Origin of the sequence: Pseudomonas reinekei (assembly GCF_001945365.1) — a bacterium.
Classification (GTDB): domain Bacteria; phylum Pseudomonadota; class Gammaproteobacteria; order Pseudomonadales; family Pseudomonadaceae; genus Aquipseudomonas; species Aquipseudomonas reinekei.
Genome location: NZ_MSTQ01000013.1, coordinates 158,136 through 167,323, shown reverse-complemented (window position 1 = coordinate 167,323; position 9,188 = coordinate 158,136). Strand labels below are relative to the sequence as shown.

The 9,188-nt window shown below is 59.9% G+C and carries 11 protein-coding genes; 5 read left to right on the top strand and 6 right to left on the bottom strand.

Annotation, left to right across the window (positions count from 1 at the left end; translation table 11 throughout):
• Positions 1–96: integrase core domain-containing protein (locus BVK86_RS29495; protein WP_139315762.1), on the top strand; the 96-nt coding region annotated here is incomplete at its 5' end.
• Between the two features lie 91 nt (positions 97–187).
• Here BVK86_RS29495 and BVK86_RS20745 read toward each other — a convergent pair.
• The 4 genes from BVK86_RS20745 to BVK86_RS20730 form a co-directional block, all read right to left on the bottom strand.
• Positions 188–1,201 carry an alpha/beta hydrolase gene (locus tag BVK86_RS20745; RefSeq protein WP_075948185.1) on the bottom strand — a complete coding sequence of 338 codons (1,014 nt, stop codon included), beginning with the start codon at positions 1,199–1,201 and terminating at the stop codon, positions 188–190.
• Between the two features lie 34 nt (positions 1,202–1,235).
• Complete coding sequence (locus tag BVK86_RS20740) at positions 1,236–1,655, bottom strand: organic hydroperoxide resistance protein (protein WP_075948184.1); 420 nt, start codon at positions 1,653–1,655, stop codon at positions 1,236–1,238.
• 365 nt (positions 1,656–2,020) lie between these two features.
• Positions 2,021–2,482: a MarR family winged helix-turn-helix transcriptional regulator gene (locus BVK86_RS20735; RefSeq protein WP_075948183.1), complete on the bottom strand. Its 462-nt coding sequence runs from the start codon at positions 2,480–2,482 to the stop codon at positions 2,021–2,023.
• Between the two features lie 69 nt (positions 2,483–2,551).
• A complete protein-coding gene (locus BVK86_RS20730; RefSeq protein ID WP_075948193.1) occupies positions 2,552–3,508 on the bottom strand; it encodes a LysR family transcriptional regulator in 957 nt (318 codons plus the stop codon).
• Between the two features lie 109 nt (positions 3,509–3,617).
• Here BVK86_RS20730 and BVK86_RS20725 point away from each other — a divergent pair, with 109 nt between their 5' ends.
• Positions 3,618–4,367 carry a sulfite exporter TauE/SafE family protein gene (locus BVK86_RS20725; protein WP_075948182.1) on the top strand — a complete coding sequence of 250 codons (750 nt, stop codon included), beginning with the start codon at positions 3,618–3,620 and terminating at the stop codon, positions 4,365–4,367.
• Here the strand turns inward: BVK86_RS20725 and BVK86_RS20720 are convergent.
• Positions 4,357–5,211, bottom strand: a complete 855-nt coding sequence (locus BVK86_RS20720; protein WP_075948181.1) for a LysR substrate-binding domain-containing protein — start codon at positions 5,209–5,211, stop codon at positions 4,357–4,359. The two genes, BVK86_RS20725 and BVK86_RS20720, sit on opposite strands and share 11 nt — an antisense overlap.
• Positions 5,212–5,306: 95 nt before the next feature.
• Here BVK86_RS20720 and BVK86_RS20715 point away from each other — a divergent pair, with 95 nt between their 5' ends.
• Together BVK86_RS20715 and BVK86_RS20710 are read left to right on the top strand one after the other, a co-directional pair.
• Positions 5,307–5,522: a DUF1127 domain-containing protein gene (locus tag BVK86_RS20715; RefSeq protein ID WP_075948180.1), complete on the top strand. Its 216-nt coding sequence runs from the start codon at positions 5,307–5,309 to the stop codon at positions 5,520–5,522.
• Between the two features lie 81 nt (positions 5,523–5,603).
• Entirely contained in the window at positions 5,604–6,833 is a 1,230-nt protein-coding gene (locus BVK86_RS20710; protein ID WP_075948179.1) for a winged helix-turn-helix domain-containing protein, read from the top strand.
• A 98-nt stretch (positions 6,834–6,931) separates the two neighbouring features.
• Here the strand turns inward: BVK86_RS20710 and BVK86_RS20705 are convergent, their stop codons facing one another.
• Positions 6,932–8,278: a class II 3-deoxy-7-phosphoheptulonate synthase gene (locus BVK86_RS20705; RefSeq protein ID WP_075948192.1), complete on the bottom strand. Its 1,347-nt coding sequence runs from the start codon at positions 8,276–8,278 to the stop codon at positions 6,932–6,934.
• 151 nt (positions 8,279–8,429) lie between these two features.
• Here BVK86_RS20705 and BVK86_RS20700 point away from each other — a divergent pair, with 151 nt between their 5' ends.
• The gene (locus BVK86_RS20700; RefSeq protein ID WP_075948178.1) at positions 8,430–9,185 is read left to right on the top strand and encodes a spermidine synthase; all 756 of its coding nucleotides are present in this window, start codon (positions 8,430–8,432) and stop codon (positions 9,183–9,185) included.
• Positions 9,186–9,188 lie beyond the last annotated feature (3 nt).

The following is a 9,188-nucleotide window of genomic DNA, read 5'->3' as shown; positions in this document are numbered from 1 at the left end:
ATGGTGCGAGAGGCCGTCACGATCTACAACCAAGAGCGGCCGCACCTCTCTTTAAAATACAAAACGCCCGATGCGGTGCATCGGGCGTTAGGGTGAAACAGGTGTAAACCTATTTCAGGACTAGACAGAGGACATGTACGGGTCGATGCGCGACCGGTACACAACCTGATTCCTGCAGTGGGGCGGGTTACTTCTTGAGGTGTTGTTTCAGCTCTTCAGACGCCTGCAACATCGCCGAGCGCACTGCCGGCACCTGACTCACCACGTTGAGCAAACCGTAGTCGTGGATCATGCCGTTGTAGCGAACCGAGGTCACCGGCACGCCGGCTTCATCGAGTTTGCGGGCGTAGGCTTCACCTTCATCGCGCAGGACGTCGGCACCTGCCGTCTGTACCAGCGCCGGTGGCAGGCCCTTGAGTTGCGCAGGGGTTGCCCGCAGCGGTGAGGCATAGATCTCGTTACGCTGTTTGGCGTCGGTGGTGTAGTTGTCCCAGAACCACTTCATCATGTTTTTACTGAGGAAGTGCCCCTCGGCATACTGGTTATAGGAACCGGTCTCGAAGTTGGCATCGGTCACCGGCCACAGCAAAACCTGGAACTTGATCGCCGGTGTGCCTTTGTCTTTGGCCATCAGGGCAACCACGGCCGCCATGTTGCCGCCGACGCTGTTGCCGGCCACGGCCAGGCGTTTGCCATCGACGTTGATCTCTTTACCGTGCTCGGCCACCCATTTGGTCGCGGCGTAAGCCTGGTTGATCGCCACCGGGTAGTGCGCTTCGGGTGACGGCGTGTAGTTGACGAAAACCGCTGCCGCACCCGAACCGACAACCAGATCACGAACCAGTCGTTCGTGGGTCGGGAAGTCTCCCAGCACCCAGCCACCGCCGTGGAAGAACATGAACACCGGCAGCTCACCCTTGACCCCGGCTGGCCGGACGATGGTCAGGCTCAGCGGTTGACCGTCGACCTGAATGGTCTTCTGGCTGACATCTGCTTTCGGTAGCGTCAGCTTGACCCCGGCCTGTGCACCCACCAACACGGCGCGGGCTTCGGCCGGCGTCATTTGCTCCATCGGTTTGCCGGTGCCGGCATTCAACACATCGAGGAATGCCTGGGTGTTGTGTTCAACATCACCGGCGAACGCGTTGCTGATGGACAGCGCGAGGAGGGTACCGGTCAAGACTTTGCTGAAAGTGTTCATGTTCATTTCCTGTTCGGTCTGATTGGCTTAGTGATTAGACGGTGACGTGCAGACGCACTTCAACGTTGCCGCGGGTGGCGTTGGAGTACGGGCAAACCTGGTGGGCCGCATCGACCAGGGTTTGCGCATCGGCTTGTTCAAGGCCCGGCAGGCTGATGTGCAGGTCGATGTCCAGACCGAAACCGCCGGGGATCTGGCCGATGCCGACGTGGGCTGTGATCGACGCATCGTTCGGGATGCTGCGCTTGGTCTGGCTGGCAACGAATTTCAGGGCGCCGATGAAGCAGGCGGAGTAACCGGCAGCGAACAGTTGTTCCGGGTTGGTCGCCGCACCGCCAGCGCCGCCGAGCTCTTTCGGGGTGGCGAGTTTGACGTCGAGAATGTTGTCGCTGGAGATTGCACGACCGTCACGGCCACCGGTGGAAGTTGCAACTGCGGTGTAGAGAGTTTGCATGGTGAAATCCTCGTTCGGGCTTGGTTGTATTGCGCTAAATGTTTGCGCGGTAAGTAAGTGCGAGATGAATGTATCGCGCTAATGTTTAGTGCGCAAGATAAATTTTTAAAAAAAATGAAAAAAGTCAGAGGGAAATGAAGCTCGCCGCTTGAAAGGCTCGATTTAGAGCGTTCGAAAGGGATTTTTTTCAGCGGGGATTTTTCAGTGGAAGGGCGCTACCCCGGTTGTCGCTTTCTTTAACGCAGAACGAACGGTGGGAGCGAGCTTACTCGCGATGGCGGCGTGTCAGTCAACACACAGGCTGAATGTCACACCGCCATCGCGAGCAAGCTCGCTCCCACCGGGGATTTGCGCTTGCAGGAGAGTTAGAGGCTGTCTTGCAAATGACGACGCAGTTCTTGCAGCTCCGCCTGCAGTTTTTGCAAGCGCTCCAGGGTCATGCCGCTGGCGCCGAGGATGCATTGGGGGATGCTTCGGGCCTTGTCACGCAAGGCTCGACCTTTCTCCGTGAGTTCAATGATCACCACGCGTTCGTCTTCACGGCTGCGGGTGCGGCTGAGCACACCTTCGGCTTCCAGACGCTTGAGCAGCGGGGTGAGCGAGCCGGGATCCGTGAGCAGGCGCGTGCTGATTTCGCCTACGGTCAGACCGTCCTGTTCCCACAGCACCATCATGGCCAGGTACTGCGGGTAGGTCAGGCCCAACGCCTGCAACAAGGGTTTATAGACCTTGGTCATCATCAGCGAAGTGGAATGCAAAGCGAAGCAAGCCTGGTTATCCAGCAGCAGGTCGTCGCAGTTGTCCGGGGTGTTGCGCTCGGTGGTCATTTTGAGGCCTTCAATCAGTGATCGTCATTAATCTAGCGGGCAAATCTTTAACGCGCCAGATAATTTGGACTAGCGGTGGGCCAGATGGGTTTGCAGGACCAGATCCCACGGCGGAATAGGGCTGAAGCGGGTTTTCAGGTATTCCAGCAGCAGGCGACTGCGGGAATTGGGTTGCTGTTGCAGGCGCAAGGCATAGATCCCGGCACTTTCCGGTTTGGGCAGACCGTTTTCGCAGAACAGCGGCACCAGTTCCCTGCGCAACAGATACTCGCTGGCCAGCCAGGTCGGCAAATGCGCGATACCCAGCCCGGCCAGTGCGCCGCAGACCAGCGCTTCGGCATTGTTGGCGCTCATGCGGATGCGCGAGGGGCGGTGCAAGTGCATCTGGCCGTCACGCTCAAAGCGCCAGGCGAAGGGGGGCGCCAGGCCGTCCCAGTCCAGACCATCGTGTTCGATCAACTGCGCTGGATCATTTGGCACGCCGCGTCGCTGTAGATAGTCTGGGCTGGCGCAGGCGATACGCACAATGCTCGCCAGTGGAGTGGCCACCAGGCGAGTGTCGGCCATTTGTCCGGCGCGCAATACTAGATCGACCTTGCCCAGATTCAAACCCTGCATGTCGACAAAACTGTCGATCAGGTGCAGTTGCACATCAAGGCCGGGATAGAGCATCAAGAAATCGGCAATGACGGGCGCCAGATGCCGGCGAGCAAATGCAGCCGGGGCATCGACCCGAATCAAGCCTTCCGGCGCGCTGCTCAGTGACACGGCTTCGGCCCGGGCCAGGCGCAACTCGGCGACGATCCGCCGCGCTCGCTCGGCAAACGCCAGGCCGGCCGGCGTTGCACGCACCGAGTGGGTGCTTCTAATGAACAGCTGGCTGCCGACAGCGCTTTCCAGACTATCAATACGCCGTGCTACTGCTGAAGGGGTCAGTGGATGACGACGTGACGCAGCGGAAAAACTACCGGTTTCCAGCACGTCCAGAAACAGGCCCAGTTGTTCGGTCAGTTGATTCGGGTTCATGGCGAAGGTGCGCTTGTGCGAGTTTGGCAAAGCCATTGTGCGTTGCTGTGCGTTTCCGCGCCATAACCAACTGCGTAGGATAAGCGGCCTGATATGAGAGGAAATCGCGGTGATTGAATTTTTGATGTATCTGCTCTTCGGCGCGGCATTGGGCACGCTCGGGGGGATATTCGGTATCGGTGGTGGCTTGATCGCCATCCCGCTGCTGGGCGTGTTATGTGGTCTCGATCAACAGATCGCCCAAGGTACGGCGCTGGTGATGGTGGTGCCGAACGTGATGCTGGCTTTGTGGCGGTATCACCAGCGCAACAAGATCGAGTTGCGCCACGCGCTTCCGCTCGCTTCGATGGGGTTCTGCTTCGCCTGGATCGGTTCGATCTGGGCGGTGGGCATTGACGCGCAAACCATGCGCATCGGCTTCGTCGCCTTCCTGGTCGCGTTATCGGCCTACAACCTGGTACGCATGTTCTTCGCCAGTGCACCGGCTTCTTCGCAGATGAATTATTCGTGGCCCTGGCTGGGCGTGCTCGGTGCGGCATCCGGCACCATGGGCGGTTTGTTCGGCGTGGGTGGGGCGGTGGTGGCAACGCCCGTGCTGACCAGCCTGTTCGGTACCACTCAAGTGGTCGCGCAGGGATTGTCGCTGGCGCTGGCATTGCCGAGCACGGGCGTCACGCTGGTGACCTATGCCGCGCATCACCAGGTGGACTGGATAGTTGGTGTGCCGTTGGCGATCGGTGGGTTGATGAGCATCAGTTGGGGCGTGAAAATCGCCCACGCCATGCCTGAGCGCCTGTTGCGCGCACTGTTCTGTGGTTTTCTGGTGCTCTGTGCAGTGATGCTCGCGTTTAAAGTTTGAAGCCATCGATGATGTGTTCGGCCAGGCATTCAGTGATCGGCGACGGATTGTGCAGGTTACGCACGAGCATGATGCTGGCCTCGGGCAGCAGCGGGAGGTCTTCGGCTTCACCGAGAATGCGCATGTCCGGGGTGATCAGGCTTTCCAGTTGCGCCGTGATCGCCAGGCCAGCGCTGACCACCGCCATGATCGCCGAGAGGCTGTCACTGTTATACGCCACGCGATAATCGCGGCCCTGGGCATCGAGCGCATTGCAGGCCCACATCCGGCAGAAACAATCACTGTTGAACATTGCCAGCGGCAGGGGCGTTTGTTCGTGAGCGCTGTAGCATTGAGCTTCGGCCCAGACAAACCGCTCCTTGCGCAACAACTGGCCTATTTCGCTGCCCGGTTCGCGGGTGACGATGGACAGGTCCAGATCCTGACGCATCAGCAATTGTTTGGATGATTCGCAATGCACTTCGATCTGGATCAGCGGATAGGACTGCGCAAACCGCCGCAGAATCCCCGGCAGAAAACGCATCACGTAGTCGTCCGGCGTGCCGATGCGCACCGTGCCGATCATGTCCGGCTCGCGCAATGTATTGAACACTTCACTGTGCAACTTGAGGATGCGCCGTGCGTAGCCCAGCAGCACCTGGCCTTCGGCGGTGAGACGCACCTGGCGTCCGTCGCGCTGGAACAACTGGCGCTGCAACACATCTTCTTCCAGCCGTTTCATCTGCATGCTGACGGCCGACTGGGTGCGATGGACCAACTCGCCGGCGCGGGTAAAGCCACCCTGGTCGGCGATCGCGACAAAGGTGCGCAGCACTTCGGTATCGATCGTCGGGTAGCTCGACATGCATCAATCTCCGAGATGGTTGCCATCAGAAACATTTGTTGGATTGATCTTAGACCCGGCGCGAGACTGGAGCCATCCAAACGGAGGGCAACAAGATGAAAGGTCAACATGAGTTCCAAGGCGCAGAACATCAGTCGGTTCACCTGATATCCGATCTGCTGCACAAGATCAGCCGCTGGTACGAGCTGCATCGCGAACGCGAACTGCTGGCAAGCTTGAGCGACGAAGCACTGAAGGACATTGGCATGAGCCGGGCGGATGTCGAGTACGAGTCGATCAAGCCATTCTGGAACGACCCGATGCATAAATGATCCCGACCAATAAATGATGAGTGCCAAGCTACACAAACCCCTTACCGGTGAGGTAGGTTGCGAGCAGACAAGGAGATGCTCATGCCCGCAACGTTGTCCTTTACCCTCAAACAGGCTCGGCGTCTGGCACTGGCCGCCCAAGGGTTCAACGGGCGCCAGCCGCCAGCGGCGATCAAGGCTGCGCAGCTCAACCGCCTGATCGATCGGCTGGGTATCCTGCAAATCGATTCCGTCAACGCCGTGGTGCGCTCGCACTACCTTCCACTGTTTTCCCGGCTGGGTTCCTATTCTTGCGACTTGCTCGACCAGGCTGCCTGGAGTTCGGGGCGACGTCGCACGCTGTTTGAATACTGGGGCCACGAAGCGTCGTTGCTGCCGATGTCGATGTACCCGCTGATGCGCTGGCGAATGCAACGTGCGGCCCGTGGCGAAGATATTTATCAACAGCTGGCGCGTTTCGGTCGTGAGCAGCCAGACACCATTCGCCGGGTGCTGGCCTCGGTTGAAGAACTGGGGGCGTTGGGCGCTGGCAGCCTGTCGACCCGCCAGGAACGGGCCGGGCCGTGGTGGGACTGGAGCGCGGAAAAGCATGCGCTGGAATGGTTGTTCGCCGCTGGCGAAGTCACCGTGGCCGGGCGGCGCGGATTCGAGCGGCTTTATGACTTGCCGGAACGGGTCATTCCCACGCAGGTGCTGGCGCAGCGGTGGGTCAATGAAGCCGAGGCTCAGCGAGGCTTGCTGCTGCACGCCGCGACGGCCTTGGGCGTGGGCGCCGAAAAGGACTTGCGCGACTATTTCCGCCTGAATCCCGCAGACAGTCGTCCACGTCTGGCGGAACTGGTCGAGGCGGGCGAGTTGCTCATCTGCGAAGTACAGGGCTGGAAGCAGCCCGCCTATTGCCTGCCCGAGCCGAAAGTGCCGCGCAAGGTCGAGGCCAGCGCATTGCTGTCACCGTTTGATTCGCTGATCTGGGAGCGCAGCCGCACCGAGCGTCTGTTCGATTTTCGCTATCGGTTGGAGATTTATACGCCGCAGGACAAACGGGTCTACGGCTATTACGTCTTGCCGTTTTTGCACAACGAACGGATTGCCGCGCGGGTCGATCTGCGCGCCGAGAGGGCGGCGGGTCGGTTGGCGGTGCATGCGGTGCATGAGGAGGAAACGGGGCTGGACGAGGAGGGGATGCTGGCGTTGGCGGTGAATCTGCGGCGGATGGCGGATTGGCTGGGGCTGACGCAAGTTCAGTTGAACTGCCCGAGGGCGAGTGCGGACCGGTTGCGGGTGGCATTGGCCCAGATTGAGGGTAATTGATCTGGCCTCATCGCCAGCAGGCTGGCTCCCACACTGGAACTGTGGCATCCACAAAACCTATGTGGGAGCTAGCCTGCTAGCGATAGAGGCGACGCGATTTAGCGTCGAACCTGCTTCAAGGTTTCAGCAATCAAAAACGCCAGCTCCAGCGACTGGTCGGCATTCATCCGCGGGTCGCAATGGGTGTGGTAACGATCCGACAACCCATCTTCGGTAATCGGCCGCGCCCCACCGATGCACTCGGTGACATTTTGCCCGGTCATCTCGATGTGGATACCGCCGGCGTACGAACCTTCCGCTTCATGCACCTGGAAGAACTGCTTTACCTCACCCAGAATCTGCGCAAAGTCGCGGGTCTTGTAGCCGCTGCTGGCCTTGATGGTGTTGCCGTGCATCGGGTCGGAACTCCACAGCACATGCCTGCCTTCACGCTGCACCGCGCGAATCAGCTGCGGCAAGTGATCGCCGACCTTGTTCGCGCCCATGCGGGCGATCAGGTTCAGGCGACCCGGATCGTTGTCCGGGTTGAGTACGTCGATCAGCCGAATCAACTCTTCAGGGTTCATGCTCGGGCCGACCTTGACCCCGATCGGGTTGTTCACCCCGCGCAGGAATTCGACGTGGGCGCCATCGAGCTGGCGGGTGCGATCGCCGATCCACAGCATGTGCGCCGAGCAGTCGTAGTAATCGTTGGTCAGGCTGTCGCGACGCACGAAGGCTTCTTCGTAGTTCAGCAGCAGCGCTTCGTGGGCGGTAAAGAAACTGGTTTCACGCAGTTGCGGCGAACTGTCCATGCCGCAAGCGCGCATGAACGCCAGGGTTTCATCGATGCGGTCGGCCAGGTGGCTGTACTTTTCCGCCAGTGCCGAGTTGGCGATGAAGTCGAGGTTCCACTTGTGCACTTGATGCAGGTCGGCAAACCCGCCTTGGGCGAAGGCGCGCAACAGGTTCAGGGTCGCAGTGGACTGGTGATAGGACTGCAACAGGCGTTCCGGGTCCGGCACGCGGCTTTTTTCGTCGAAACCGATGCCGTTGACGATGTCGCCACGGTAGGCCGGCAGGGTCACACCGTCGATGGTTTCGTCATTGGCCGAACGCGGCTTGGCGAATTGCCCGGCCATGCGCCCGACCTTGACCACCGGGCAACCGGCGGCGAAGGTCATGACAATTGCCATTTGCAGCAACACTTTGAAGGTGTCGCGGATTTTCGCGGCGGAGAACTCGGCGAAACTTTCCGCACAGTCGCCGCCCTGCAGCAGAAATGCGCGACCCTGGGTCACTTCGGCAAACTGACGACGCAATTCCCGGGCTTCACCGGCAAACACCAGCGGCGGATAGCTGGCCAGCGTTTGCTCGACCTGCTGCAAATGCGCAGCGTCGGGATATTGAGGTTGTTGCTGGATCGGCAGGGCGCGCCAGCTGTCAGGACTCCAGGGTTGGCTCATCATCATCTCTAGTGTTTTACGCTCGGGCTTCCATGTTATCAGCAATTAGTGCGTGACCTGTTCCCGTCGCTTCGCGGACAATCGCGCCTTTGCCGCAGCCTGTACGCGGTGCTATTGCGTTGCCGGCCCACGGTGACGATCGGGAGACGAAATGACTGAGGAGCGCGTCGAGCATTTGCTCGCCGAGGTGCAGGACGAATTTGGCGTGATTCGCGTGCTGGAAGTGGCCGACTACCGTTTTCTCGAATTCGGTGATGCCATCGAGCAAAGCTGCGTGTTCACCGCCGATCCGAGCTGGCTCGAGTATGACTACACCCGGGCGATGCTGATTGGCGCGCTGTGCCATGAGCAGCCGGAATCCGCGCTGTTTCTCGGCCTCGGTGCCGGTACGTTGACCCAGGCGTGTCTCAAGTTCCTGCCGCTGGACGATGTCGAAGCCATTGAGTTGCGCCCGGATGTGCCGCGCCTGGCCATCGAATACCTTGGGCTGGATGACGACCCGCGCCTTTATATCCGTGTAGGCGATGCGCTGGAGTTGCTGGATACCGCCGAGCCCGCGGACCTGATTTTCGTCGACCTTTATACCGACGTCGGCCCGGGTGTCGGGCATCTGGCGTGGACCTTCCTGGAGAACTGCCAGAAACGATTGAATCCAGGCGGCTGGCTGGTGATCAATCAATGGGCCACCGATGATGGCAAACCGTTGGGCGCTGCGTTATTGCGCGGGCTCTATCATCGGCATTACTGGGAGCTGCCGGTGAAGGAGGGCAATGTGATTCTGATCGTGCCGTCGGATCTGGATCAGGAGCTGGACATGGATGGCCTGATAGCCCGGGCTGAAGGGCTGGCGCCGCGGTTGGGGTATTCGTTGCAGTCGTTGATCAAGGCCATTCGCCCGGCGACATAAGTC

Bases quoted from the DNA above. Each gene is read 5' to 3' on its own strand.
- BVK86_RS20745 (WP_075948185.1), bottom strand. From the start codon at position 1,201: ATGAACACTTTCAGCAAAGTCTTGACCGGTACCCTCCTCGCGCTGTCC.
- BVK86_RS20740 (WP_075948184.1), bottom strand. From the start codon at position 1,655: ATGCAAACTCTCTACACCGCAGTTGCAACTTCCACCGGTGGCCGTGAC.
- BVK86_RS20735 (WP_075948183.1), bottom strand. From the start codon at position 2,482: ATGACCACCGAGCGCAACACCCCGGACAACTGCGACGACCTGCTGCTG.
- BVK86_RS20730 (WP_075948193.1), bottom strand. From the start codon at position 3,508: ATGAACCCGAATCAACTGACCGAACAACTGGGCCTGTTTCTGGACGTG.
- BVK86_RS20720 (WP_075948181.1), bottom strand. From the start codon at position 5,211: ATGTCGAGCTACCCGACGATCGATACCGAAGTGCTGCGCACCTTTGTC.
- BVK86_RS20715 (WP_075948180.1), top strand. From the start codon at position 5,307: ATGAAAGGTCAACATGAGTTCCAAGGCGCAGAACATCAGTCGGTTCAC.
- BVK86_RS20710 (WP_075948179.1), top strand. From the start codon at position 5,604: ATGCCCGCAACGTTGTCCTTTACCCTCAAACAGGCTCGGCGTCTGGCA.
- BVK86_RS20705 (WP_075948192.1), bottom strand. From the start codon at position 8,278: ATGAGCCAACCCTGGAGTCCTGACAGCTGGCGCGCCCTGCCGATCCAG.
- BVK86_RS20700 (WP_075948178.1), top strand. From the start codon at position 8,430: ATGACTGAGGAGCGCGTCGAGCATTTGCTCGCCGAGGTGCAGGACGAA.